Origin of the sequence: Calothrix sp. NIES-2100 (assembly GCF_963875285.1) — a bacterium.
GTDB lineage: Bacteria > Cyanobacteriota > Cyanobacteriia > Cyanobacteriales > Nostocaceae > Aulosira.
Genome location: NZ_CAWNLA010000001.1, coordinates 9,046,958 through 9,073,502, shown reverse-complemented (window position 1 = coordinate 9,073,502; position 26,545 = coordinate 9,046,958). Strand labels below are relative to the sequence as shown.

General features: G+C 41.1%; 21 protein-coding genes and 1 tRNA gene. 10 read left to right on the top strand and 12 right to left on the bottom strand.

Translation table 11 applies throughout. From position 1 onward, the window contains the following. Positions 1-12: 12 nt before the first annotated feature. The 7 genes from nuoH to AACU32_RS36960 form a co-directional block, all read right to left on the bottom strand. Positions 13-1,131: an NADH-quinone oxidoreductase subunit NuoH gene (gene nuoH, locus AACU32_RS36990; protein ID WP_096607215.1), complete on the bottom strand. Its 1,119-nt coding sequence runs from the start codon at positions 1,129-1,131 to the stop codon at positions 13-15. Between the two features lie 342 nt (positions 1,132-1,473). Continuing rightward, positions 1,474-2,610: a citrate synthase gene (locus AACU32_RS36985; protein ID WP_096607214.1), complete on the bottom strand. Its 1,137-nt coding sequence runs from the start codon at positions 2,608-2,610 to the stop codon at positions 1,474-1,476. Between the two features lie 112 nt (positions 2,611-2,722). Then, positions 2,723-3,217 carry a phosphohistidine phosphatase SixA gene (gene sixA / locus AACU32_RS36980; protein ID WP_096607213.1) on the bottom strand — a complete coding sequence of 165 codons (495 nt, stop codon included), beginning with the start codon at positions 3,215-3,217 and terminating at the stop codon, positions 2,723-2,725. Positions 3,218-3,641: 424 nt separating this feature from the next. Further along, positions 3,642-4,865 (bottom strand): HNH endonuclease, encoded by a 1,224-nt coding sequence (locus AACU32_RS36975; RefSeq protein WP_096607211.1) that lies wholly within the window; start codon positions 4,863-4,865, stop codon positions 3,642-3,644. 74 nt (positions 4,866-4,939) lie between these two features. Beyond that, positions 4,940-5,086: a hypothetical protein gene (locus AACU32_RS36970; RefSeq protein ID WP_339378580.1), complete on the bottom strand. Its 147-nt coding sequence runs from the start codon at positions 5,084-5,086 to the stop codon at positions 4,940-4,942. 182 nt (positions 5,087-5,268) lie between these two features. Next, a complete protein-coding gene (locus tag AACU32_RS36965; protein WP_096607210.1) occupies positions 5,269-6,555 on the bottom strand; it encodes a DHH family phosphoesterase in 1,287 nt (428 codons plus the stop codon). Between the two features lie 968 nt (positions 6,556-7,523). Next, a complete protein-coding gene (locus AACU32_RS36960; RefSeq protein ID WP_096607209.1) occupies positions 7,524-8,021 on the bottom strand; it encodes an HNH endonuclease in 498 nt (165 codons plus the stop codon). A gap of 307 nt (positions 8,022-8,328) precedes the next feature. On the opposite strand from AACU32_RS36960, the gene alr reads away from it, so the two are divergent. The 9 genes from alr to AACU32_RS36915 all read left to right on the top strand — a co-directional run bounded on the left by alr (position 8,329) and on the right by AACU32_RS36915 (position 21,029). Further along, complete coding sequence (alr, locus tag AACU32_RS36955) at positions 8,329-9,516, top strand: alanine racemase (protein ID WP_096607208.1); 1,188 nt, start codon at positions 8,329-8,331, stop codon at positions 9,514-9,516. Positions 9,517-9,677: 161 nt separating this feature from the next. Next, positions 9,678-9,759: transfer RNA gene (locus AACU32_RS36950), tRNA-Leu, on the top strand. 1,270 nt (positions 9,760-11,029) lie between these two features. Further along, positions 11,030-12,076, top strand: coding sequence for a response regulator (locus AACU32_RS36945; protein WP_096607207.1), 1,047 nt, complete (start codon positions 11,030-11,032; stop codon positions 12,074-12,076). A gap of 73 nt (positions 12,077-12,149) precedes the next feature. Then, complete coding sequence (locus AACU32_RS36940) at positions 12,150-12,527, top strand: response regulator transcription factor (RefSeq protein WP_096607206.1); 378 nt, start codon at positions 12,150-12,152, stop codon at positions 12,525-12,527. Between the two features lie 4 nt (positions 12,528-12,531). Continuing rightward, the gene (locus AACU32_RS36935) at positions 12,532-13,029 is read left to right on the top strand and encodes a chemotaxis protein CheW (protein WP_096607205.1); all 498 of its coding nucleotides are present in this window, start codon (positions 12,532-12,534) and stop codon (positions 13,027-13,029) included. Between the two features lie 59 nt (positions 13,030-13,088). Beyond that, positions 13,089-15,917 carry a methyl-accepting chemotaxis protein gene (locus AACU32_RS36930; RefSeq protein ID WP_096607204.1) on the top strand — a complete coding sequence of 943 codons (2,829 nt, stop codon included), beginning with the start codon at positions 13,089-13,091 and terminating at the stop codon, positions 15,915-15,917. A 233-nt stretch (positions 15,918-16,150) separates the two neighbouring features. After that, entirely contained in the window at positions 16,151-19,234 is a 3,084-nt protein-coding gene (locus tag AACU32_RS36925) for a hybrid sensor histidine kinase/response regulator (RefSeq protein ID WP_096607203.1), read from the top strand. Between the two features lie 314 nt (positions 19,235-19,548). Then, entirely contained in the window at positions 19,549-19,986 is a 438-nt protein-coding gene (locus tag AACU32_RS36920) for a TOBE domain-containing protein (protein ID WP_096607202.1), read from the top strand. Positions 19,987-20,453: 467 nt separating this feature from the next. Further along, the gene (locus tag AACU32_RS36915) at positions 20,454-21,029 is read left to right on the top strand and encodes a Crp/Fnr family transcriptional regulator (protein ID WP_445223205.1); all 576 of its coding nucleotides are present in this window, start codon (positions 20,454-20,456) and stop codon (positions 21,027-21,029) included. A 136-nt stretch (positions 21,030-21,165) separates the two neighbouring features. On the opposite strand, the gene AACU32_RS36910 is transcribed toward AACU32_RS36915, so the two are convergent. Together AACU32_RS36910 and AACU32_RS36905 are read right to left on the bottom strand one after the other, a co-directional pair. Beyond that, a complete protein-coding gene (locus AACU32_RS36910) occupies positions 21,166-21,450 on the bottom strand; it encodes a DUF427 domain-containing protein (RefSeq protein ID WP_096608345.1) in 285 nt (94 codons plus the stop codon). Positions 21,451-21,678: 228 nt separating this feature from the next. Continuing rightward, a complete protein-coding gene (locus AACU32_RS36905; protein ID WP_096607200.1) occupies positions 21,679-21,984 on the bottom strand; it encodes a small RNA NsiR4-regulated ssr1528 family protein in 306 nt (101 codons plus the stop codon). A 165-nt stretch (positions 21,985-22,149) separates the two neighbouring features. On the opposite strand from AACU32_RS36905, the gene AACU32_RS36900 reads away from it, so the two are divergent. Continuing rightward, the gene (locus tag AACU32_RS36900) at positions 22,150-22,536 is read left to right on the top strand and encodes a hypothetical protein (protein ID WP_096607199.1); all 387 of its coding nucleotides are present in this window, start codon (positions 22,150-22,152) and stop codon (positions 22,534-22,536) included. Positions 22,537-22,621: 85 nt separating this feature from the next. Here AACU32_RS36900 and AACU32_RS36895 read toward each other — a convergent pair whose 3' ends face one another. The 3 genes from AACU32_RS36895 to AACU32_RS36885 form a co-directional block, all read right to left on the bottom strand. After that, positions 22,622-22,876: a hypothetical protein gene (locus AACU32_RS36895; RefSeq protein WP_096608344.1), complete on the bottom strand. Its 255-nt coding sequence runs from the start codon at positions 22,874-22,876 to the stop codon at positions 22,622-22,624. A 201-nt stretch (positions 22,877-23,077) separates the two neighbouring features. Next, positions 23,078-26,170, bottom strand: a complete 3,093-nt coding sequence (locus AACU32_RS36890) for a phosphoenolpyruvate carboxylase (RefSeq protein ID WP_096607198.1) — start codon at positions 26,168-26,170, stop codon at positions 23,078-23,080. 103 nt (positions 26,171-26,273) lie between these two features. Further along, entirely contained in the window at positions 26,274-26,510 is a 237-nt protein-coding gene (locus AACU32_RS36885; RefSeq protein ID WP_096607197.1) for a hypothetical protein, read from the bottom strand. Between the last annotated feature and the right edge of the window lie 35 nt (positions 26,511-26,545).

Sequence of the window (26,545 nt, the reverse complement as noted above, 5' to 3'; positions counted from 1 at the left end):
CATGACTCGTGACTAACCACCGAAGGCTACGGGAAAAGCTAGTTTCAGGGCTGCGGTTAATAGGAGATTAACCAAACCAACTGGTAGCAAAAACTTCCATCCTAAATCTAACAGTTGGTCAATTCGTACCCGTGGTACTGTCCAGCGCAACAGGATGGCGACAAATACTAGCAAGTAGGCTTTGAGTACGGTCATAATAATACCCAAAGAAGCAGTTACTATCTGCAAGACTGGGTTTGCTTCACTGATTCCCAACAAATTAGCAATAACATTGATGGGAATCGGAAAATCCCAGCCGCCTAGGTATAAAATAGCAACCAGTAAGCTAGAAAGGATTAAGTTGACGTAGGAACCGAGGTAGAATAGACCGAATTTCATGCCGGCATATTCAGTTTGATAACCTGCAACTAGTTCTTCTTCTGCTTCCGGTAAGTCGAAGGGCAAGCGTTCACATTCAGCAAGGGCTGCTATCCAAAAAATGAGAAACCCAACAGGTTGTCGCCAAATGTTCCAGCCTAATATACCGTAGCCTGATTGCTGGTTGACAATATCAACGGTGCTGAGGCTGTTAGACATCATAGCGATCGCTAGCACGCTCAACGCCAAGGGTATTTCATAACTAATTGATTGCGCTGCTGCCCGTAAGCCCCCTAAGAGGGAGTATTTATTATTCGATGCATAACCAGCCATCAACAAGCCAATTGGCTGAATGCTAGATAGGGCAATCCACAAAAATACCCCCATCCCCACATTTGTAATCACAATATTCTGTCCGAAGGGAACAATCAGAAAAGACAGAAACACTGGAATTACAACAATAATTGGGCCGAGGGTAAATAGCCAGGGGTCAGATTTGGCTGGTACGATATCTTCTTTAAATACCAGCTTTAGACCATCTGCAACTGGCACTAGCAACCCAAAAGGTCCCATGTATTCTGGGCCAATCCGCTGCTGGGCTGCTGCGGAAATTTTTCGCTCCAGCCAAGTGGCAACTAGTACCCCCACTGTGGCTCCAATGAGCATCAGTATCATTGGCAGAGGCATCCAAATAGCTTTGGCTGCATCTGGTGGTAGTCCTAAATCCGTGAGGGATTTAATAAAAGTTCCTTGGAGGTCAATTCCTGAGTTCATGTTTCCGCTCTTTAAGTCAACTGAAGTGTGAAGTATGAAGTATGAAGTATGAATTGTAAAATTTCAGTCTTCAGCCTTCAGCCTTTATCCTTAGATGATGACGCCTGATTGAATTTTGATTGCTAATTCCCATGCCTAGTATATCGTTGGATGGTTTTAGCCCCTCGCATCAAAACCACAAGTTCTACTTATGGCAATGATTGGGATTCACGCAGCAAAACCCCTAATACCGCTGCCACAAGATCAAGTTCCCGCCTTCATTGTGGCAACGGTTTGTGCTTTCTTCAATTTTTGTGATTCCCCTTGGTTGAAAGCTGCTATAATTGGCAGTCATTCTGCCCATTAGCGTTGGTCAATGGCGACATAAGGAACTTCGTGCCGACCGTTATAAACCTGAGTAGGACGGAAAATCCGGTTTTCTTCTAGTTGTTCTTTCCAGTGGGCTAGCCAACCAGCAACACGAGCGATCGCAAAAATGGGTGTAAACAAGTCTGTGGGAATGCCCATTTTCCTATACACCAAACCGGAGTAAAAGTCAACATTAGGATAAATTCCTTTGTGACCCAGTTTTTCTGCTACTACCCGTTCCATCTCTTGAGCAATTTCATAATATTTGTCGTCTCCAAATTTGGAAAACAACTGTTCTGCCAAGTTCTGTAAAATCGTGGCTCTAGGGTCTTTCACCTTATAAACACGATGCCCAAAACCCATAATCTTTGCTTTACGTTGCAGCAGGTCTTCCACATAGGGACCGACATTGGCCACCGAGCCAATTTCTTCCAGCATTTGAATTACTTCTTCATTAGCTCCACCATGTAACGGCCCGCCCAAGGTTCCCACTGCACTGGCGACTACAGCATAGGGGTCTGTGAGAGTAGAAGCTGTTACCCTGGCACTAAAGGTAGAAGCATTCATCGTATGCTCGACATGAAGTATCAAGCAAATATCAAAAATTTTCGCCGCCAACTCATCGGGTTGTTTCTCGTTGAGCATATAGAGAAAATTGGCGGAGTAGTCTAAGTCATCGCGCGGCCGTACAGGGTCGTTACCCTTGCGCATTAACTGAAACGCCGCCACCATTGTGGGAATGGTTGCTATCAAGCGAACAACTGCATCTCGAATGTATACGGGATTATGTAAATCCCGGCGAGAGTAAAACAAGCCTAATGCCGCAGCCGAGGCTTGTAAAGCATCCATTGGGTGACCGCTTTCTGGAAAACATTTCATCATATCCCGGATGCGATATTTAATCCGCCTGTGGTGGCGAACTTCATCCTCAAATGCTTCCAATTCTTCCTTGCTTGGCAGTTCACCCCAGATTAAAAGATAAGCAGTTTCCAAAAATGTACTTTTTGCTGCTAGTTCCTCAATCCGGATACCACGATATTCTAGTATTCCCTTTTGCCCGTCAACATAGCTGATACTGGATTGGGCAGCAGGAATGCCTTCCAAACCGGGCTTGTATTCGCACACCGACATGGCAACACCATCTGCTTTGTGAAAGATTTGCTCAGGCTAACTTACCAGAAATCGTTATCGCAATAACAGTGACAGTTATAACCTAAGTCCTTTCATAACTGTTAGAAAACCGTTATAGCAAGTACTTGGGTGGTGTCAACCAATACATCTGACTACGACCCAAAGGAGAGCCTATTTCTGGTAGTTTTATCCCGATCATACCTGCTTTTTTCAAGACTAAGCTGGCTTTAGCATCTCCCCACAGAAGAATTTCTGCCCACTGGCTCAAACAAGGTTCATGACCCACCAGGGCAATTTGGCTATTTTGGGCATAATTTCTCGGCTCTAGCCAGTCTTTGAGCCAACTATGAATATTACCATCAGGAGCAAGGTGGTGAGATTCCTCAATTTGTGAACTGAGTCCTGCTGCGATGAGGATTTCTGCTGTTTGGCGCGCCCTTGCTAAAGGACTTGTCAAGATTAAATTAAAGTGTAGATCCAGCTTAACTAATCGCTGGGCTACTTTTTCTGTCTTTTGTCTTCCTTCCTTAGTAAGAACTCGGTCTTCATCTTTAATATCAGCTGTTCTGTCTTCGGCTATACCATGACGAATTAAATATAGTTCCATAACATAATTAAGCTTTGTCAGCGTTACGGATATATTATCGAAGACTACGCACCCAAGTATGACTATCAGCTAAATCTTGGCGATGTCTACGACGGGCTACGCCTACGCGCCACATACCAATAAACCTATCATTTACTAAATCAACATTTGCTTTTTCAGAGCCAGATTTAACTACTGTATATTTTTGTCGCAAAAAAGCAATAAAGTCTATTACTTGACGCTGTGCTTCAGCAGGTATTAGCCATAGCTGCTTAGTCCAAAAATCGCTTTATCTTCATTTTACATTTACCAACTTCTATCGTTTCAATTTCAGATAGTTCACCAACCAATTCAAAATCCATACAAACCAGATTGATTCAAAAATAGCTGTCTTAGCACTTGCGCTACATTCCATTAAAACTATTATTTAGCTAATTGTGCCTCCCTACTTATCTTGACACCATTGACACTGCTCGAACCGTTGTTTCAAGAACTTTTGCTTGGGACGATAAATTTCATTTTTTGGAACTCGCAGTTCTCTTCCGTTAATTTCTCGATATTCAGTTTTGTGGAGAGTAGGTGCAATATATATTTTAATTGTTTCTGGATGAATTACAATGAGGTTTAAGTCAAATAAAGTATGCAAATCAGCACGTAATAACAAACCATTTGATGGATGATTGTTTTCTGTTTCAACATATGGAATTATGTGAGCAGCTTCTAGGGCTTCCTCTGCATCAAAATTGGTAATTGCACACTTACAAGAATAGGCATCTAGCAAAGACTGGCGAAACTTTGATTGTCCCTGTCTCCTAGCTATTGATACTGTAATTTTTTGGCGAGCATCGGCATCACTTTTAACAATGAAGAATTTGTCTTGTTCGAGTGTTTCTCTAGCCAGCAATAATTCATTCATCTCTGGAATTGGTTCTGTTTCTATCGATTGTATCGATGGTTCTGGATGCTGAAAATTCTTGCCTTTTGGGTTCAAAATATCTTCACAATGTTTGATTTTATTAATTGCCTTGCTGTATTTTGAATCTACCTTTAGAGCTAACTTATAAGCGTCTATTGCAGCTTGGTACTCCTTCTTTTGCTTAAAATCCTCTCCCTGCTCAAAGAAGATATCAACAAGCCTACGTCCTCTTCCTTGTCTTTGTTGTATTAAAGAATGCTTCTCCCATTCGGAATCTAATGAGGAAACAGATTTACTATTAAATCTACAACCACTTCCTCCAAAATTGAAATTTATTCCTTGAAATTGTGGCAATTTTTTTAAATATTTTTGTTTTAAAGGAAAATTAAAGTCTACAACTGAATCTATTTGTAAGTTAACAGCAAAATATCCATCATAATCAGATATGTATGCTTTACTTAAATCTGAATATCTGCTGTCTAAAAGTCTTAATTGCTCATCTTCTGGCGCAGCTATAACATAACCAGCAGCAATAAAGCCACTAGGTTGATTGCCAATATTGCCACTCCTCTGAAGATAGGCTCTATCTCCAACTTTTATAAATTTGGAATTGCCGCAACTCCAGGATGTTCTATAGTAATCACCTGATGAAATCACTGACTTTATTAAGCCAGGAAGTTCCCTATTTTTAATAATTCTTGTCCCCATGTAATATTCTGCGTCACCATTGCACAGAAAAACTATAGTTTCCATTAGATACAAAATTGAATAATCATGAACATTATGATATTAGCTATTGAGCATCTAAAAAGTTTGCGTATAATTAACTAATTTGCGGATTGCGAAGATTCACCGACAAGTTTCAAAATAATTTGCTGGGTTTCAGAATCTACACGAAAACCAAGAGCGACTTCACTTTGAAGCTGTTCTGGTTCTATTTTGAGAGCTAATATAGTTTCTTCAGGAATAGTCAATGTCAGTTGGTACAGAACAATCCATACATTACTTAATATTTAAGAAAGCACAAGTAGATAAAAAGCCAAGAAATAAACATTTCTTGGCTCAAAGCTAAATTCAGTTCAAGAGGAATAATTGCCCTCTTTTAGTCCAATTTAATAGACTTTTCTGACTGATTACTTGTACTTTCATCTTTGGCTTACTCTGACTGAATTGGGTTGTCTTTAGGATTGACTAACTTGAGCAGCTTTTGCTTAATTTGAGTATCGAATACTTCCCATTTAATTTTTGCATAAGCTGAGTTTTCGTTACCGCCAGACAAGAAACCCATCGGAATTTCAAAGCCACCTGCACCTGTCCTTCCGCCACCAAAAAAGCGCCCGTTATTATCTTGTCCGAACGCTTCTTTGATGAATTCATCAGGATCGAGGGTGAGTTTAGTGGTTCTGAGGGAGCCAATAACTACTTCTAGTTCATCATCCTCATCGTGAACAATACCGTACACGACTGCGGTGTGAACGTTTTCTTCTGTCACCAGAAAATCAGCTGCTTGGGGAATCGCATCGCGATCATCATAGCGAATGTAACCAACACCAGCAATGGAAAAGTTATTTTGGACGATGCGGTTCTTGAGCGCGCGCTCAATCACATCCATCACCCGCTTGGAACGATTAGCTTGTAAAATAGCGTTCAGCAGTTGGGCATCATAAAATCGACTGAGATACGCAGCAGCCATAAAATCCTCTTCTTGTGCTTGCATCAGTCGATTTGTATCCGATCGCAAGCCATGCATCAAGGCAGTAGCACATTTAACGTGCTGGGTAATGCTGCTATCTAATGTCAATAACCCCGACTGTAAGTACTGAGTAAAAATCGTTGCCGTTGCTCGGACATAAGGACGGACATCGATAAATTCAGGTTTGAGATCCGGCTGTAAGCTGTGATGATCTATGACTGCAACTAGGGGAACTCCTGCTTGCTGCACCGTCGATAATAGCTGACTTGTGGTTCCTTGGTTATCAATTAATATGAAACCTTGGTAAGATGACAAATCTTTACCTTTGAGGGTTTGCAATGTCCAGCGCTGGGCAGGCAAATTAGTCAGCTTGACTAAGGCAATATTCTCTTGGTGGCTTAAAGTACCAGCATAAATAATTTCACATTTGATATCATATTGCTGTGCAATTAACTGGTACGCCCAAGCGCAAGAAAGGGCATCAGGGTCAGGGAAATCTTGCAGAATTATCAGTTGACGCTCGTGTCGGTGTGCGAGAAAAGTCTTTTGCAGCTCTTCTGACTTCTGAGACACCAAGGAATTACCACGCTGAACTAGATACATACCTCCTTCACTTGTCGATGGTGGCATGGAGGTTTTGCTAACTGGGACTTCAACGACAGGTACTGCGTCTATTTCAGCATCCTCTTGGTTCGGCTCTGTGGTCAATGACAAACTCTCAAACTGCATCAAAGAAGGATTCAATTGCATATGGAAGGTTTTTGTAAGCGTGAGGCTCCATTGATTAGTTAAGAAATATTAAAATCAGTGTTGCACTGATTTGGCCACACATTACGATCTTCGCAAAAATAGACAATGTTGGCACTCTATATCTCGGTCTATTTTTTATCAGTGACAATAGTTAGCATTTACCAAATTCCACCCGTGTATTGAGATAGCTTTTGGTAACTACTATACTTAGTAGTATGTAATACATTTTAAAACAATATAATTTTTTTCATCTTCTTGATTTTTCTCTTTTGCAGAGAAATAAACAGGACGTTTCTTCTCAAAGCTGGTCTAATAGCTGAGCTTTCAAGGCACAAGGTTTGTGGATGTAGAGGCTTGCTTTTATACAGCTTTATTTACATAATTATGCTACCAATTAAATATTTTTCAGCTTTTTTTTACATTTTTAGGCTGATGTTCATTAAGTAGGCTTTTAACTTCATATTTCACAAGCAATTGCTGCTGAGTCTGATTTTATGGCTAACAGTTTTATCCTAGTCAATAACGAATAGTTAACAATTATTTTTATTGTTAACCAAAAATGTGCTTTTATTAACTAAATTAAAAATTATGCTATTTACCCATATTCATCTTGATATTTGCTTTGGTGTAGGGTATAATCAAACGCTTACTATTAATACCCATACTTCCTAGTCATCTGTCTAGTAAGTTTACTGAACTACTTAATTCCACGACTAAAGTCCTGAGTACGAAACAATTTACCCCTCAGAAATATTGCTCTAGCCCATTAATTTTGATGCGCTGCAAGATCCCCGACTTGTTGAAGAAGTCGGGGATCTGACCCCGCATAACCACTCAGAAGTAGTCTAGGTCATTAATTTTAAGAGTTCATAGCCAGCACTAACTACTACCATGTAAGACGCTGTTTTGCGTCTAAAGTGCTTCAAATCCCAGGACTCAAATCCTGGCTAAGAAATAATCACAGTAATTCAAAGACCGATCACATATTTTTGCCACTCTTGGTGTAATCCACTTTTTAGGTGTTTACTGACTTCAAAATAAAGGCTACTGTAAGGTTGGCGAGGAGGATGACGTAGAAGCATATGAGCTTCATGGGGTGTGCGACTGCCTTTTTTGACATTGCAGCGTACACAAGCTGTCACAATGTTTTCCCAGCTATCTCCCCCGCCACGCGATCGCGGTATCACATGATCTAACGTTAACTCATCTCCAGTGTAACCGCAGTATTGACAAGTATGACCGTCGCGGTGCAATATATTTCGGCGAGTGAGAGGAATTTCTTTGTAGGGAACACGCACATAATGACGCAACCGGATTACAGTTGGCAAGGGAAAATCCGAGTATAGGAATTTACCGTTATGTTCAACGTGTTCTGCCTTGCCTTTGATTAACAAAACCACAGCACGACGCCAGCTCGTGATATTAAGGGGTTCGTAAGAGGCATTCAGGACTAAAACCTTACCCATTGGTAAACGCTCAAGGTATTAGTTTTACATATATTAACACAGATATACACTTCTTGGGAAATGAGAAGAATTTATACTTTCGCCGAGTTAGTAGTAAAAATGACCAACAGGGATTAGGGGCTAGGGGCTAGGGGGATGAGGGGGACAAGGAGGACAACTGACAACTGACTATTGACTCTTACTTATTGCGTCTTGTGACAACTCCATAATCAAATGTAAACTTCCAGATTAATCTGATTCCATTTTTTGCAATGGAAGAAATAGATTATCTCGCAGCCAAGTACTGGTGTGATAGGAGTGAGTGAAAATGTTAAGTAGCAAGCAAATTTCTGGTGTTGCTTTTGGGCAAGATTGTGATACTTATGCCTGGTTTTCTCAACGCGCTTGGGTGGAAATTGATTTAGCAGCTTTGTCCCACAATGTACAGCAGTTAGTCGGGTTGTTATCGCCGCGTACCCAACTGATGGCAGTGGTGAAAGCTGATGCCTATGGACACGGAGCGGTGACAGTAGCTAAAACAGCTTTAGAATCAGGAGCTAGTTGGTTAGGAGTCGCAACAGTTCCAGAAGGGATTCAACTGCGAGAAGGCGGAATTAACGCCCCGATTTTAATTTTAGGAGCAACGCACACACCAGAACAAATTCACGCGATCGCTCACTGGAAATTACAGCCAACACTGTGCAGCCCCAAACAAGCTCTAGTATTTTCGGATACTCTAGAAGCTATTCAGTATAGTTCTCCCTTACCTGTACATATCAAATTAGATACAGGTATGTCTAGGTTAGGAACTAACTGGCAAGAAGCGGGAGAGTTTGTCAAGTTAGTGCAAGGCTTACCTCATCTTGCTGTTGCTAGCATTTACTCCCATTTGGCAACAGCAGATAGCCCTGACACCAGGATCATGCAAGAACAGCATAAACGATTCTCCGAAGCGATCGCTCAAATTAAAGCAATGGGCATAGAACCACCATGCTTGCACTTAGCAAATTCAGCCGCAACTCTCACAGATTCAGCTTTGCACTACGACATTGTCCGCGTAGGTTTGGCAGTTTACGGACTTTATCCATCTCCTCATTTACGAAATAAAATCAACCTCCGGCCTGTTTTACAAGTTAAAGCCCGTGTCACCCAAGTGAAAACGATAGCAGGTGGAACTGGCGTTAGCTATGGTCACCAATTTATTGCCCCCCACGAACTACGGCTTGCCGTTGTAGGTATTGGTTATGCTGATGGTGTCCCGCGTCATCTCTCCAACAAAATGCAAGTTTTAATTCGCGGTCAACGCATTCCACAAATTGGCACAATTACAATGGATCAGTTAATGGTCGATGTGAGTGCTATACCCGATATCCAAGAAGGAGAAGTAGTCACATTACTTGGGGAACAGGATCAAGAAAAAATCTCCGCTGATGATTGGGCAGAGAAATTAAACACTATTTCTTGGGAAATTCTCTGCGGATTCAAGCATCGTTTACCCAGGGTAGCGATGTTGTAGCCTAAAATAATTAGGATTTACACAACTAGCACAATCAATCAAGGTTAGGGTTGTCAATAGTCAAAAGTCAATAGTCCATAGTAGAGAATTTCTTGACCAATGACCAATGACAAATGACTATTGACCATAAATAATTTGTTGTGCTACAATCTTAAACTGATGCGGATGTGGCGGAATTGGCAGACGCGCTAGATTTAGGTTCTAGTTCCGAAAGGAGTGAAGGTTCAAGTCCTTTCATCCGCACTTTTAAACGAATAGACCAAAGCTAAAAATTACAGTGGGCAGGTAGCCCCAAAGTGTCAGAGTCAAAAGTTAAGAAAATTGACTCTGACACTTTGTTTTGATTAATTCGTCCCTAGCAACAGTGGAATAGCGAAACGGCTAACTTAACGTGAATTCGACACCTGATATAGTGTCTGTCTAATTGGCTCAATAAAAAGTCCTCTCCTTGATTTTACTGCGCAAAACCGTCCCTCTCCGACTCGGAGAGTGACAGTCTTGAACTTTAGTTTAAGACAGGGAGAGGTTCGTCGAACTCACGTTAATTTAACCTAAATTATAAAAACCTCACCCACCCAGCCTCTCTCCTGTTAGGATGTTGTTGGCTAATAGGGGGTAACACCCCTCAATACTGATAACAAACTAATAACAACAATTCTCTGGGATGGGCGATATACAGACCAACGGAATCGATAGCCACTAGCTCTCGATCCAAAGCCTGCTTTTGTAGGCTTTGTGAAATTAGCCGCAGTATTCTATGGTGCTTACAGTCGGCTGTGAAACAGTCCTGAAGGAGGGTTTCCCACGCCAGTTGCTACTCTGGGGGTAGGGTGTCGGTTTCTGTGCCGTTCAACTAGCAATTTTCGCCGCTGAAAGCCTTCTCTGTTAACAAAAGCTGTGCAAAGGCACAGTTTCTGTTATACGCAGGCTTGTAGCGTCAATCCGGAGGATGAAAACAGGATTGAGGGGGAGTGGGGGGTCTTACCCCTGATTCGCCAGTGGTATTCTATGAGCAGAGGGGTTAGGGATGAGGTCAAAATCCTGTGCATCGAACTCACGTTAACAGCAAAAGTAATTTAGATCACAGCTAAGTAAAGATACTTATTGTTGAATAAATAGTAAGTTGAGTTTTAGTACTGACAATTTTTAAGTGTAAATACTGAAAGAAAGGAGCCAATTATTGTTAATTAACTAGTATTATTACTTTCAAAAGTTTACAAGAAGCTACTAAAAACCCATCGACTTCATCTAGTCTTTAAATTTGATTTAATTATTCTCCAGACATGTCTGATAATCTCAGTATAAGTAAGTAAATTGACAATAACTTCATAATTGACTAAGACTTTATAATCTGAAAACAAAGCTATGGTTAACTTTATTCACAAACAAGGATAAAAAATTTAGTATGTTATGCTACATGGCACACATATTTTATAACTGGATTGGAATTGTATAGAAGCTCTCTGTACAAGTTTGGTTGACAAGTATTGAATTTAGCTGAAGTAAAAGCAAAATGAGCACAACTCCTATAGGTAGCTACAAGTTGTTCCAGAAATTACATCCTTTATCTCTGTTAGCACAATTAACCAGTCGTCATGCTACAGGATGTTTAAGGGTATATACCGAGACGACTTCTTGGTCGATCTATCTAGAGGACGGTAAACTTACTTATGCCTCTTATTCAGATCAAGTGTTTGAAAGGCTGGATAGCCACTTGCGGCGCTTGAGTCAGCAAATTCCCGCTCTCAACAGCGCAGTTAGAGTGCAAATGCGGCTGATGTTTGAAACAAATAATGAAAATCAATTCACATCAAATGCAGATTATCATGCTATTTGCTGGTTAGCTGCCCAAGATTATATTACTTCTGCGCAAGCAGCAGTTCTGATAGATGAATTGGCGAAAGAGGTGTTGGAATCATTCTTAGCTTTAAAAGAAGGAAGCTATGAATTTAATCCCGAAATTAATTTAGATGGATTACCCAAATTTTGTAGTTTAGATTTACGGTTAATAGTAGAACACTGTCAAAAGCAGTTAAGAAACCGTCAACCGCCTATCCAAACACCACTTCCTGCGGCTGGGAGTTCTTTAGGTACACCCACAACTAAGTTACCGCCAACTCAGTTATCTAAACAAAGTAATTTTTCTGAAACTGGGGATAAAAATAATACATTCGCTCAAAAACATGCTAGTAAAGGACTTTATACAATCGCATGTATTGATGATAGCCAAACAGTCTTGAATTCCATTAAACACTTCTTGGATGAAGAAACATTTTCTGTTGTGCTAATTAACGATCCAGTCAAAGCTTTAATGCAAATACTCAGGAGTAAACCCGATTTAATTTTACTAGACATCGAGATGCCAAATTTAGATGGTTATGAACTATGTTCTTTGTTGCGTAGGCATTCACAGTTCAAGGATACACCAATTATTATGGTGACGGGCAGAACAGGAATTATTGATAGAGCCAAGGCAAAAATAGTCAGATCTTCTGGCTATTTAACAAAACCCTTTACACAATCAGATCTGCTAAAAATGGTGTTTAAGCACATTGGGTAATTTCCTAATAGGTAGTTAATCTAAGTAACACCGAATTTAGTACTTAAAATAGCATTTTTTAGGAGATTTAGTAGTGAGCCTTACTTTGATTGTCACAATTCTGATTGTTGAAGATTCCCCTAGTGAATTACAACTAATGAGTTATTACCTTACAGAAAGTGGCTACAACGTAATTTTAGCTACGGGTGCAAAAGAAGCTTTAGAAAAAGCTTTATTACAAAAACCAGATGTGATTGTTACTGATGTAGTCATGCCAGGGATGAGTGGTTTTGAGCTATGTCGCTATCTGAAAAAAAATCCAGTTACAGCGACAGTCCCGATTGTGATTTGTAGTTCAAAAAATCAGGAAATTGACCGATTGTGGGCTATGAGGCAAGGAGCTGATGCCTACTTGACTAAACCATATACTAGGGAACAACTCATACGTGCTATTAGATCACTGGTAAATTGAATCGATGAATAGTTCAAAAAATACAATTACTGTGGAACCGAGTCCGAAAAACTTAGGAGATGGGTATATAAAATTTCAGCTAAATCAACAAACTGCTGCTATTTTATCAATGAGGCATACGCAAGAAGCGATTATTGTGCCTGTTGAATCTGTAACTTCAATGCCAAATATGCCCGCCTGTATACTAGGATTAATGAATTGGCGGAGTCGCATAATTTGGGTAGTAGATCTGCCAAGAATGCTGAATTTAGAATCTTTAGACAATAGGCTGCGGCAGTACAATGCGATCGTTGTCAGGGTGGAATCAATGCTGTTGGGCTTAGTTGTACAAGAGATAAAAGGTACAGCTAAATTTTTACCCGATGAGATTTGTTCTCCTGTAGGACAAGTCGCATCTAGTTTAGTACCTTATCTCAATGGATGTATTATGCAACAATCTGAAATATTACTGGTATTAGATGCACAAGCTATTGTCCATTCTTCTATTCTCCGCAGTGATTAGGGTGTACTACTAACAAAAAAGAATAGTGTTCTCATTCACATATTCAGGGGAATTAATTTATGTTTAATAAAACTGACACGGCTAAGACTAGTGATGTTGAAAATCGAGCATCATTAGCAGCATCACAAAAGGTCTTTGATACTACAGTTAAAGAATCAAATTGGCCGATTAATTTAACTCCTAATGATTCGCCCCTGAAGCAAGTAATAGCTTATTTACAGAGACTCAGCTTAGGTACAAAAACTACAGTATTGGCGATCGCGATCGGGACACTACCGACATTAATCATTGGCGCGATCGCTTATAGCTTTGCTAATAACTCTATTAATCAGCAAATTACTCAAGCTCAAGAAGCCGAAACTATTGGATTAATCGATAAAGTTAATCGTTACATTTTGGGGCGTTACGGAGATATTCAAGTACTATCCAATCTGCCATTTTTGACAAATCCTCAAGTTAGGCAAATTCTGAGTTCCCCAGACAAGCAAGCAGTTTTAGACCGGATGGTCAACGCTTATAAAGCTTATGATAGTATTGCGGTCTTCGACCTTGAAGGTAACGTCATTGTCCAATCTACAGGCGAACCTCTAGAAAACCACAAAGACCGGCAGTATTTTCAAGACACTCTCAAACAAGATACTCCTGTGATTAGTCAGCCAGAGAAATCACAAACTACTGGTCGTGTGAGTATTCACATAGCTGCACCAGTGAAAGATGCAGTCACGGGTGAAAGCATTGGCGTGGTGAGAGCAAGAATGCCCGTAAAATCTCTAGAAGAGACGATCAAAAATTATGCCAATAAAGGACATGATTATCATTTAATTGATAAATCTGGGAAAATTTTTCTAGCTACAGAAAATAATCAAGAAGGTAGAGAAGCTAAAGCAGATTTTCCGGGTTTTAGTAAGCTGCAAGAGCCAAACAAGGTAAAAAGTTTTATTACAGTTAACAACCTGAATAAAAAACAGCAATTAGTCACTTATGTAACCGCAAAAAAAATTGAAGGCTTGCCTGATTTAAAATGGGATGCAATTATTGCTACAGATACAGCAATTACCTTTGCGCCCCAAAGACAATTATTGTGGACGATCGCACTGGGAACTGCATTAACCGCAGTGGTTGTAGCCGCGATCGCCGCTTGGTTTGCTAAACGTGCTACACAGCCAATTTTGAATGCAAGTGAGGCGGTGAGTAAACTTGGTGACGGTCAACTCAATACTCGTCTGGAGGTAGAAAGAACAGACGAGTTAGGAATTTTAAGTGTAAATATTAACCGAATGGCTGAGCAATTGCAGTTATTGCTACGAGAACAACAGCGAGAAGCTGAAAGAGTTAAATTAATTGCAGATATTACTCTGCTAATTCGGAAAAATCTCATAACTGAAGATATTTACACCACAGCAGTTAACGAAGTTCGCCAAGCGCTGAAAACAGACCGGGTAATCATTTATCAACTAAATCCCGAAAGTTGGGATGGGGTCGTTGTTGCAGAATCTGTGATTCACGATTGGCCGAAAATGATCGGAGTACGAATTGACGACCCCTGTTTCCGAGAACGCCATGTAGAGCATTATCGCGCCGGACGAGTCAGGGCGATCGCTAACATTCATCAAGAGCCAAACCTTACTGATGCTAATTGTTATATTCAAGCCCTGGAAAAATTCGCAGTTCAAGGGAATTTGATCGCACCAATTCTTAGCCAAAATCAACTCTTGGGTTTATTAATTGTCCATCATTGCGAAAGTCCCAGGATTTGGCAACAGCCAGAAATTGATTTATGTCAACAGCTAGCAATGCAAATCGGTTATGCCGTAGAACAAGCTAGGCTACTAGAAGCATTGGAAATAGCCAAATCTGCTGCTCAACAAGACACTCAAGAAGAAAGACAGCAAAAAGAAACACTGCAAACCCAACTTTTAGAATTGTTGAGTAATGTAGAAGGTGCAGCCAGTGGCGACCTCACAGTGCGGGCTGATGTCACCGCTGGAGAAATTGGCACAGTTGCTGACTTTTTCAATTCTATCGTCGAAAGTCTCCGGGATATTGTTACCCAAGTCAAACAAGCAGCTACCCAAGTAAATACGGCGATCGGCTCTAATGAAGGAGCGATCCGCCAGCTAGCAGAGGAAGCACTCACCCAAGCGGCGGAAATTAACCGCACCTTGGATGCTGTTGACCAAATGACTAATTCCATTCAAGCTGTAGCCGCAAACGCGCAGCAAGCAGCGATAATAGCTAATCATGCTGCCCAAACAGCAACCAAGAGTGGGCAAGCAATGGATTTAACAGTGCAAAATATTCTTTCTTTACGAGAAACTGTTGCTGAAACTGCTAAAAAGGTCAAACGGTTAGGAGAATCTTCCCAACAAATTTCTCGTGTTGTGTCTTTGATTAACCAAATCGCCGTCCAAACTAACTTGTTAGCGATTAACGCTGGAATTGAAGCCGCACGCGCGGGCGAAGAAGGTCAAGGTTTTGCTGTAGTTGCGGAAGAAGTAGGCGAATTAGCAGTCAGAAGCGCCGCTGCTACTCAAGAAATTGAACAAATTGTGGAGAATATCCAACGGGAAACCAGTGATGTAGTGCAAGCAATGGAAATCGGAACCACCCAGGTAGTTGAAGGTACGCGCATTGTAGAGGATGCTAAACATAGTCTCAATCAGATTTTGGATGTGTCGCGTCAAATTGATCAGCTAGTGCAGTCAATATCTGTGGCGACTGCGTCTCAAGTAGAAACCTCGCACGATGTCAGTAATTTAATGAAAGCAATTGTGGCTGTTTCACAGCGTACCAGCGATTCTTCCCGTTTAGTTTCTGAATCTTTACAACAAACTGTGGAAATTTCCCAAGAGTTGCAAGAGACTGTGGGCACATTTAAGGTCAGTTAAGTACTTGTCCATAGTCAATAGTCAAGAGTCAATAGTCCACAATCCAGAGTTAAATGACCATTGACCATTAACCAGGGACGCGGGGACAAAGCAAGGAAGACAAGGGAAGGAGGACAAGGAGGACAAGGAAGACAAGGAAGACAAGGAAGACAACTGACAACACTTCGAGTGAGCTTCAGTGCATCGCTGACAACTGACAACTGACCATTGACTATTGACAAAAAAGCAAAGCCATGTCACAGGACAAAGAACTGGAAATCCAGATGCAGTTTCTGGAAGAAGCTACTGATTATCTCAATACCCTAGAAGGGGTACTGCTAGAAATCGACACTAGTAATCGCATAGATTCAGATAAAATAAACGGGGCACTGCGAGCGGCTCATTCCATCAAAGGTGGCGCGGGAATGATGGGATTCCGAACGCTCAGTGAATTAGCGCACCGTCTGGAAGATTCTTTTAAAGTTTTAAAAACTAGGAAAAATTCTTTAGAAATTGACACCCAGTTGCAAAGTTTACTGTTATCTGGTGTTGACTGGTTGCGTCAAATCGTAGAATTGCTCTCAGAAGGCAATGCGATAGAAGAGCAGTGGTTAGAAACCTTTTGTTACCCCGTGTTTGATGAGCTGCACCAGCGTTTGGGTGATCCGGAGCCGGAAGATGTAACAACCATGCTCTCACCAGAAGACGGGCAGGATATTATACCTTTGCTGTTTGAAACAGAAGTAGAAGGGTGTTTGCAGCGCCTAGAATCGGTGTTAGCAGATCAAGACCAGCCTTGTTTGCAAGAAGAAGTGGCAATCATGGCTGCGGAATTGGGCGGTTTGGGAGAAATGCTGCAATTGCCAGCTTTTACCCAGCTTTGTGAGTCAGTCACCCACCATTTAGAAACAGTTAACCCCAACCAAGTTGCAGCAATTGCGCAATTAGCCTTGCAAGCTTGGCGGCGATCGCAAGCTTTAGTTTTGACAAATCAACTAGATAGTCTGCCAAGAGCGATTAAACTAGAGGATCTATCGACTGCCGAGTTCTTATCCCCACAAGCAGCGATGCCTTCTCTACGAGACACTGCGGGAACGGCAACCCCTGCGGGGAACGCCCAATTTCTTTCCACAGACAACGCCACAACCCATTCCTGGGAAGTAGAATTTCTCTCAGATGAAACTGAAGAAAGTTGGGGTGAAGAACAAGAAGAACATGCGATCGTTTTGGCGCAGTTTGAAACTTTGGATGTCGAGTTTGCTGAGCCGATTCTAGAGCCAGTCAAGCCGTCAGAGCCAATGATCTTAGCGGCGCGGGAAACTTTGTCTACAGAATATAAATTTGGCGATCGCAAAACCGAAGCAATTGGTAATGGTAAAGACCGTGAAATTCATGAAAATACAGTCCGAGTTCCTAGTAAGCAACTTGAGCAAATCAATGATTTATTTGGGGAACTAATTATCCAGCGTAATGGGCTAAATTTACAACTAGAAAGATTACGCAAACTCGTCCGCAATCTCGGCCAGCGTGTCCAAAATCTCGAGCGCGAAAATCAGGATTTACGTACAGCTTACGATAAAATTGCTACTCAGGCTCCAGGAGCATCTAATTTGTTGTCCTTACCTGAGGATCAGCATCATCCCCAAGACATCAACACTAGTTTTGATGTCTTAGAGCTGGATCGCTATAACGAATTAAACCTGCTGTCGCAGGAAGTAATGGAAACCATTGTTCAAGTACAAGAAGTGACAACTGATGTCCAACTCAGCGTTGATGATACAGATCAAATTGCTCGGAAGCTGAATAAAACATCAAAGCAGTTGCAGACAAAGCTGACTCAGGTACGGATGCGTCCCCTATCAGATTTAACTGAGCGTTTTCCCCGCGCCTTACGTGACTTGAATGTGGAGTATGGCAAAAATGTGCAGTTAAAAATTGAAGGTGGTAATACTTTAATTGAACGCAGCATTTTAGAGGCTTTGAATGAGCCTTTAATGCATTTGTTAAGGAATGCTTTTGATCATGGGATTGAAGATCCAGCCACCCGCAGTAAATTGGGTAAACCAGATCAAGGTGTAATTGAAATTAAAGCAACTCACCGTCGCGATCGCACGATCATTACTATCCAAGATGATGGTCGGGGTATCTCTTTAGAGAAAATTCGCGATCGCGCGCTAGCTATGGGGTTAGATGCTTCTTTATTAGCTACTGCTAGTGATGAAGAACTGTTATCACTGATTTTTGAACCAGGGTTTACTACTTCCAACACAGTCACAGCTTTATCTGGTCGCGGTGTCGGTATGGATGTAGTGCGTAATAACCTTAAATCTGTGCGGGGTGATGTTAAAGTTGATACTGATTTAGGAGTTGGTACTACCTTTACCTTATCAGTACCGTTTACACTTTCGGTGGCCAGAGTACTGTTAGTCGAAAGCAACAGAATGCTCTTGGCATTTCCTACAGATGTGGTTTCAGAAATATTTTTACACCAAAATGAACAGGTTTTTGCGATCGCAGGCAATGAACTGATCAATTGGCAAGGAAGCATGTTGCCATTTATTCGCCTTAGTCGCTACTTAGATTTTAATGGGCCTCGCTATGATAACCCAGAGTTAGAAACCCCACCAGCTATTAATGCTAGCAGTATCTTAATAGTCAAAAGCAACAATCAATTAGTAGCGATGCAAATAGACCGTTGTTGGGGTGAACAGGAAGTTGCCATTCGGCAAGTGGAAGGTAATATACCTCTACCCGAAGGCTTTAGCAACTGTACTATTCTCGGTGATGGTCGGGTTGTGGTACTGGTAAATATTAATGAGTTACTGTATAAAATTGCTAGTAATGAGCAAAGTTCTCGAAACAATCAATTACCATCAACTAGGTTAAAAACAGCATTCTTGTTTCCTCAAGAAAATAAACAGCCCGCATCGAGTTCCCATCAGAAAAGTACAATTTTGATCGTGGATGACTCGATTAATGTGCGGCGCTTTTTAGCCTTAACTCTGGAAAAAGGAGGGTATCAAGTAGAACAAGCCAAAGATGGTCAAGATGCTTTAGAAAAGCTGCAAAGCGGGCTTCAAGTTCAAGCAGTGATCTGCGATATTGAAATGCCACGTCTTGATGGTTATGGCTTTTTAGGTCGTGTCAAATCTCATGACGATATGAAAAATATCCCAGTTGCCATGCTAACTTCACGCAGTAGTGATAAACATCGTCAACTGGCAATTCAATTGGGCGCACGCGCCTACTTCTCTAAACCTTATAATGAGCAAGATTTACTCCGAACCCTACAGGAAATCATTCTTTCCACCGATGAATCAGTAACATCTCGTAATTAAATTGATAATTTTGTCATAAACAAATGTTACGGGCAATTTTTAGCTGTTAGTTGTGAGTTAATTTGTGGATATTTTGATTCACAACTAACAAATTAACCATTTTAATTAAATTAATTTTGCTCGAACTTTGATCAATTATCTGCAAAAATTAGCAGTATTTTAACTACTGGCTATAAGTTTATTTTTATACTTTTAACCAAAAAAGCACTTTTGCTAGTTATAGAAAGCACTGAGATTGATTTTGTTTTAAAGGATTCACCCTTGATAAGATCATAGCAAGATCAGAAGTAAATACCAACTAAATTGGTAAAAATATGCCAAGAAAAGAACAAGGATGGGTAACATTTCAAACCTCAGAAGAAGAGCGTAAAATTCTGGAGGAGTTCTGCAACCAATCTCAGCGTACTAAGACAGAAATTCTCCGGGAATTGGTACGTGGTCTTGGTCACTACTCGTCATCAGCAATATCAGCACCAGCCAAAAAAGATGTTATAAAAGATGCTTATAGTGCTGAGGTAGAAATTACTACTCACAAAAAACCATTAAAAGTTAGCTCGCGGAATATATTAAAGGGAGTTGTTAAACGGGTAATTACAGGAGCGGTTAATACGGAGGTGACTCTAGAGATTGTTCAAAAAGTTGAGCTAACCTCGATGATCACTAGAGTATCAGCAGAAGAGTTGGATTTGGTTGAGGGAACAGAAGCCTACGCGGTAATTAAGTCCAACGATATCGTCATTGCCAGGGAATAGAAAGTAGTTTGTGGTATTTTTGGCTGCTTGGTAGGTTATGGCGCAAATATCATTGGAATGCTGAGATTTTGCTTGATTCTCAATCACTATAAAGTAGGCACTGCCACAACGTCATAATCTCATCAACCTGATGATTGATCCTGGTCGGGGGTCTATTACTCATCCCCCGACAATTCATCTCAAAACTGAGCTATCAGCTTCAGGATCAGGCTAGTTATTAAAATACGTAAATAATTCAGATAATTCGACCAAATCTCTATATAGAGGTATGGTTATTTCCCAATTTATGTGCTATTGATAACCAGATAATATAGCATCCCATATTTACACATAGATGATGTGTGTGTTAAATCTGCTTTGTCTAATTTCACTGCAAGTATTAAATTATCCTAAGTCAATTCTTGCAACTGAGATAATTCCGGTAACTTCTAAAGCAACCTCACAATTTTCTCTCGCCAAATTTTTCTATGATGTATTCTACTCAGGTGTCCTATAACTCTGCTATTAAAGATCAAATACCCTATCGTTTATTTACCAGGCGGGAAATGATCCCACCACGCAACGATGTATTGTGGCGAATCGAACGTGGTGCAGTCCGTACTTTAACTTGGAGTGAAGAGGGAACATTTATTACATTAGGTTATTGGGGTTCTGGGGATTTAATCGGTTCTCCTTTGTCAAAAGTGAAGCCTTATCAAATTGAGTGTCTGACTAATGTAGAAGTCAGCATTGTCCCACCTCATCTTTGGTATCACGATGTCAACGCTTTACTCTCTCACATTCAACAAGCAGAGGAACTTTTAAGCATAGTGCATTGTAAACCAATGTCTGTGCGTTTATGGCAATTTTTAGTCTGGTTAAGTGGCAAATTTGGTCGGGAAGTAGAAGAAGGTAAACTGATTGACTTGAATGCTACTCATCAGGAGATGGCAGAAGTATTAAATACAACAAGAGTAACAGTAACACGCCTTCTACAGCAATTTGAAGAGGAAGGAACGTTAGTACGCCAAAAACGCCAGCTTATATTGCGTTTACCAAATTAATTAATCATACAATGTTTCCATATTTGGTGATTGAGCTAACTCAACCATCCAAAAAACGGTTGAATTATAGCTCAATAGCTTAAGTAAATGCCCAGAAAATGAAATAGTTCCACAAGTGGGTAAAGATTAATTTCTCCTAAGCTTCTACTTTCACACCACGCCAGAAAGCAACATAGCCTTCAATATTTTTTGCCTTTTCTTTGGTGGTGGGGTAGTACCAAGCAGCGTCTTGATTAACTTGCCCATTGACTTCGATACTATAGTAACTAGCAACACCTTTCCAAGGACAAGTGGTGTGAGTATTACTTTCTTGAAAATACTCTTTATTAATAGCATCAGGTGGAAAGTAATGATTGCCTTCTACAACTATAGTGTTATTGCTCTCGGCTAAAGTAGCTCCATTCCAAATTGCTTTCGGCATAATTTTAGTTGACCAATAAAATTGACTAAGTAATTCGTCATTCGTCATTCGTCATTTGTCATTTGTGATTCGTAATTAACAGGATACAGACCCCAGTAAGTCAGGGGAAATAAACCAAACTATATTACGGCACTTAAACACCCTTTAAACCTTTACCAATCACAAATGACAAGGGACAAATGACAACTATCGCCTGTTATTTTTAATTGCGCCGACCTAGATATATTGCTATTTTCCGCTGTAGAAAAAGGCAATTTCTTTTTCTTTCAAAGGCGCAAAACCTGCATCTACTAGGAAAGTGTCAAGTTCAGCTTGAGGAATATGTTTTGCACCAATGCGGACAATGCGCGATCGCATGGTATTTGATACACCACTACGCTGTCTATTAGCCTCTAGTGCCATGACTTTGTTATATAGTTCTAGCTTGGCGGTGGGAATCGGAGAACCGTCAAAATCAATTCCCTGTGCGATCGCTTCGTCAATAGCATCAGCACCTGTGGTTGTTTGATTTACTTGATTAGTTTCAGCAGTCATGACCATTCGCTTATAAGGCTATCAGTATATTTTACCAGCCCTGCTGAGGCTAAACACCAATTACCCCCTACGCTGCCAGATTGATTCTCACTGGATCTGTACCCTTGTCACTTTTCCAGATTTTGGTTTAATCTCAAACCATCGGTATAGCTATAGGTTAATGCTATGTCTGAAGCTCAAACCCCTCCAAACCAGGATCGTACTCTCGAACAAGCTCTGACTAACAAAATCATCAATGATTATTTTGACAACTCGGAAAGTTGGCTCAGAGCCATTTTGCGGATGTGTATCTTCTCTTTGGCTCACCTGGATGGAAAACCGGTTTTCGTCGTCGAGTGTCCAAATCAAGCAGTAGCCAAGCGACTCAGCCGTAAAACTTATCCTTTTCGCGGAATTGTCTATTATTTAACAGATTACCTTGATGGAAGCGATCGCACTTTATTTTGCTACCAAGAAGTTCAAAGCGGAAAATGGCACTGTTATGACACCAGTACCCAATCTTGGAAAGCCCTAAGCCATTTGCAAACACCTACTGCTTCTACGGATAATTAATAGTCATTGGTAATTGGTCAATAGTCATTTGTCTTCCTTGTCCTCCTTGTTCTCGGTCATTGGACTTTGGACTCTAGACTATTGACTACTGAGAATTTTGGCGAGTTGCCAAACCTGCGACAAATGCTCCTAAAATCGTACCCATCCATAATCCGGTCGTGCTACCTTGCCATATTGCTCCTGGTGCTACCCAAGTGTTGCACAATTGATTTAATGCCCAAGGCTGGTTTTGACACTTCTGGCTATGCATCATTAGGGTGATTTGTCCAGAGATATAACCACCAAAAATTCCTGATGATATTGCCACAAATGAGCAAATTAAAGTTCTATTTTTAATCATTAGTCCATAGTCAATAGTCCATAGTCCATAGTCCATCGTTTCTTGTCTATTGACTATGTAATATCAAGTTCGGTTAATTACTGATAATTCAAAACGCTTCGCGTCTCTGTTTGACCAAGTTTGTCCGTCAGCCTTAATTATCAGTCGGCAATTGCCCCAAACATTACGAAAATTCAAGACAACTGACAACTGACAACTGACTCAACCTGTATTTCTCATCCCCGCAGCAATACCGTTAATGGTTAACAATGCGCCACGCAGTAACTCACCTTTACTGTAACGAGAGTGGATTACCCCAGATGGCCCAGTATTGCGTGATTGTCGCAGGCGCTTGAGGAGGGAAACTTGAATAAACCCTAAAGGTACAATGGTGCCATTGCGTAACTGTACTGAACGCTGCAAAACCGGATCGCCATCAAGAAGTCGATTGTGTCCAGTAATTTTTAAGACCAAATCTTTAGTGAGGTAGTATTCACTAGCAATTTGCTCAAAAACCTTTTCAAATCGGGGTTTATCTTCGGGATTTGACAGTTCTTGGACGTAGTGGCTAGCCATTTGCATGTCTACTTTTGCCAAGGTCATTTCTGCTTTAGAAATAACCATTTTGAAGAAAGGCCACTTCACGTAAAAGTATTGCAAAAGCTTTAAGTGCTCTTCTGGTTCTGCTTGCAAAAATTCTTGCAAAGCTGTACCAACACCGTACCAGGAAGGTAATAAAAATCTCGTTTGTGTCCAACTAAATACCCAAGGAATGGCTCGCAGGCTGCTTAAATCTTTCTTCCCAGATGGACGGCGCGCCGGACGAGAGCTAATTTGTAACTGGCTAATTTCTTCGATGGGAGTTACTTGGTGGAAGAAGTCGATAAAATCGGGTTGCTCGTAAATCAAGGCGCGATAATGAGTACGCGATCGCGCTGCGAGTTCCTCCATAATCTCGTTCCAAGGTTCGATATCATCGAAACCTGTGCGTAACAGGCTGGCTTGAATCACTGCTGTGGTAATTGTTTCCAAGTTGTACAAAGCTAAATCTAGCAAGGAGTATTTGGAAGCTAGTACTTCTCCTTGTTCGGTGATTTTGATTCTGCCATTAATACTGTGACCTGGTTGAGCTAGAATCGCTTCATAAGCAGGGCCACCACCTCGACCGACAGAACCACCGCGTCCGTGGAAAATCCGCAGGTTCACGCCATACTGTTCGGCTATTTGCTGGAGTGATTTTTGCGCTTTATGAATTTCCCAGTTACTGCTTAAAAAACCAGAGTCTTTATTACTGTCAGAATACCCCAGCATCACTTCTTGCAAGTCCAATGTCAGCGGACAAGTGGCTTGAGTAGAAAAGTCAGCTTGATCTTTTTCTCCCTTGTCTCCCTTATCCCCCTTGTCCTCTAATTGCTGGTAACCTCCGGCTAACAAAGCGCGGTACAATGGTAATTCAAATAGTTGACGCATCACACTGCGGGAGCGTTGCAAGTCTTCTACGGTTTCAAATAAAGGTACAACCTGAATTGTCCCTACAGCGATCGCTGGATCGAAAAGTCTGGCTTCTTTCGCTAATAGCAAAACTTCCAATACATCGCTGACTTGGCGGCACATACTGATAATGTAAGTTTGGCAGATGTGGACACCAAATTCTTGTTGTAGCGATCGCACTATCCGGAAGGTTTGAATTACATCGTTAGTTTTTTCCGAAAATGGCAATTCTGCGGGAATTAATGGTCTGCGGGTTTGTAATTCTCCGGTTAACCAAGCTACTCGCTGTTCTTCTGTGAGTTCATCATAAGATTGCGGTAATACTTGCAAATATTCCAGAATCTCGTTGAGTGCATCGGAGTGACGGGAAGATTCTTGGCGAATATCTAATTGGGTGAGGTTAAAGCCAAAAATTTCTACCTGCGCAATCAAATTTTCTAATTCCCGACAGCTTAAACCTGTTTCGGTCAAGTTACGTTGAATTAACCGCAGTTCTGTTAAAAATTCCGACCCTGAACGATACATGGGTTGGTCTTCATTTTTTGGTGTTTCCCGGTGATATAACGCCAGATTGCGATCGCGCGTATTTTCTAGTCTTCTGAGGATATAAGACAGTTTCAGGCGATAAGGTTCTTGGCGATAACGTAGTGCCAATGCATCATATACTTCACTCTGCTGTGACTGATCCAACTCTAAGGATTCTAACAGGTCTGGTAAGACATCACTCCAGTGCATCGACACGCTCAATAACTCAATCAGCTGCTTCACGGAGTTAATATATCTACCTAACACCATTTTGCGCTGATAACACGCTGTCTGCCAGGTAATTTCTGGTGTAACTGAGGGATTTCCATCTCTGTCTGAACCTACCCAAGAGCCAAAAGAGCAGAAGTTTTTCTGCGGTGCTTCCAGCCAAGGGAAGGTTTTATGCAAAGCGTATTTCAACCGTTTATGCAGTTGGGGAATCCCATCAAATAAAACTTCTTGAAAGTAGTGCAGAGCATAGTCTACTTCATCTAGGACGGTAGGCTTAAATTGGTGGAGTTCATCCGTGCGCCACCACAGGCGAATTTCTTCGAGTAATTTTTCCCTGATTTCTGCTGCTTCCCAGGGATATCCGCCAATTGTACTTCCAGCGCGATTTTCTACCGAATCTAGCTGTTGTAGTAAGTTTACCACCTGTCGTTGCTTATCCCGGATCGTATGACGCACAATTTCTGTGGGATGGGCTGTAAACACTAAACGGACATCTAGTTGGGCGATCAGGCGTTGAATTTGCTGGGGCGGTACATTGAGTTTAAATAAATGGGGGAATAAAGCCGCAAAAGTACCTTTTTGTTTTTCTTTGGCTTTTGTCACCCAATTCTTAGCTAATAGATCTGCGCCTATTCCTCTATTAACAACAGGTGCATCGTTTTCCCGTTGGTTAGATGAAGAGCTAATATTAGCTAAGATTTCTGAATCTTCTGTTTGGCTTTCTGCTTCCGAATAACGAGTTAATTGCTGCCGTTGTTCATATTCCTGCTCTATGATGTTGATCAACTGGAAATAGAGAGCAAAGGCACGAGCTGCTCTGATGGCCTCATTGATATTGAGTTGTTCAATCAACTTGACAGCCGATGCGGCTTGGTCATGAGTTGCTTGACCTTCTGGCGAACATAGATCGCGCAGTTGACCCAACAAATCTACCATTTTTTGTCCGCATTCTTGTCGGAGTACTGACTCCCACAATTCCTCCACTATTTGGAGGCGATGGCGCAAAAATAATTCCGATGCGGGGTAGATGTTCGCCGCCTGAGACCAAGAGTATAAAAGGGAACTCATATTCTCTATTCTTGCAAGACAATTATTGTTTTGAATGCTATGTTCTGTAAGCAACACTCATGGCAGCTGTCCAGAGTGACTTAAATTTCTTAGAGTAAAATTTTTAACTGTTGTTTATTTCGTGATCTTCTGGAAAGTCGAGTATGGGTAGGCGATCGCCCCGAAATAATTCTTCACTTGTTTGCCCCATAGTTTCTAGGGCTTGCAGCGAAGCTTTGCCAGCTGTTAACAAGAGTAATGTAGATGCTGTACCTAGTTGTACAAGCATTGATTGGGGAATGCTAAATAGCAACAAATTTAATTCCGGATTGGCTTTTGGTTTACGGGTAGCTGAAGACATGGTTAATTCTTGGTTATTTGCACATTAGTAAAATC

Bases quoted from the DNA above. Each gene is read 5' to 3' on its own strand.
- nuoH (WP_096607215.1), bottom strand. From the start codon at position 1,131: ATGAACTCAGGAATTGACCTCCAAGGAACTTTTATTAAATCCCTCACG.
- AACU32_RS36985 (WP_096607214.1), bottom strand. From the start codon at position 2,610: ATGTCGGTGTGCGAATACAAGCCCGGTTTGGAAGGCATTCCTGCTGCC.
- sixA (WP_096607213.1), bottom strand. From the start codon at position 3,217: ATGGAACTATATTTAATTCGTCATGGTATAGCCGAAGACAGAACAGCT.
- AACU32_RS36975 (WP_096607211.1), bottom strand. From the start codon at position 4,865: ATGGAAACTATAGTTTTTCTGTGCAATGGTGACGCAGAATATTACATG.
- AACU32_RS36965 (WP_096607210.1), bottom strand. From the start codon at position 6,555: ATGCAATTGAATCCTTCTTTGATGCAGTTTGAGAGTTTGTCATTGACC.
- AACU32_RS36960 (WP_096607209.1), bottom strand. From the start codon at position 8,021: ATGGGTAAGGTTTTAGTCCTGAATGCCTCTTACGAACCCCTTAATATC.
- alr (WP_096607208.1), top strand. From the start codon at position 8,329: ATGTTAAGTAGCAAGCAAATTTCTGGTGTTGCTTTTGGGCAAGATTGT.
- AACU32_RS36945 (WP_096607207.1), top strand. From the start codon at position 11,030: ATGAGCACAACTCCTATAGGTAGCTACAAGTTGTTCCAGAAATTACAT.
- AACU32_RS36935 (WP_096607205.1), top strand. From the start codon at position 12,532: ATGAATAGTTCAAAAAATACAATTACTGTGGAACCGAGTCCGAAAAAC.
- AACU32_RS36930 (WP_096607204.1), top strand. From the start codon at position 13,089: ATGTTTAATAAAACTGACACGGCTAAGACTAGTGATGTTGAAAATCGA.
- AACU32_RS36925 (WP_096607203.1), top strand. From the start codon at position 16,151: ATGTCACAGGACAAAGAACTGGAAATCCAGATGCAGTTTCTGGAAGAA.
- AACU32_RS36920 (WP_096607202.1), top strand. From the start codon at position 19,549: ATGCCAAGAAAAGAACAAGGATGGGTAACATTTCAAACCTCAGAAGAA.
- AACU32_RS36915 (WP_445223205.1), top strand. From the start codon at position 20,454: ATGATGTATTCTACTCAGGTGTCCTATAACTCTGCTATTAAAGATCAA.
- AACU32_RS36910 (WP_096608345.1), bottom strand. From the start codon at position 21,450: ATGCCGAAAGCAATTTGGAATGGAGCTACTTTAGCCGAGAGCAATAAC.
- AACU32_RS36905 (WP_096607200.1), bottom strand. From the start codon at position 21,984: ATGACTGCTGAAACTAATCAAGTAAATCAAACAACCACAGGTGCTGAT.
- AACU32_RS36900 (WP_096607199.1), top strand. From the start codon at position 22,150: ATGTCTGAAGCTCAAACCCCTCCAAACCAGGATCGTACTCTCGAACAA.
- AACU32_RS36895 (WP_096608344.1), bottom strand. From the start codon at position 22,876: ATGATTAAAAATAGAACTTTAATTTGCTCATTTGTGGCAATATCATCA.
- AACU32_RS36890 (WP_096607198.1), bottom strand. From the start codon at position 26,170: ATGAGTTCCCTTTTATACTCTTGGTCTCAGGCGGCGAACATCTACCCC.
- AACU32_RS36885 (WP_096607197.1), bottom strand. From the start codon at position 26,510: ATGTCTTCAGCTACCCGTAAACCAAAAGCCAATCCGGAATTAAATTTG.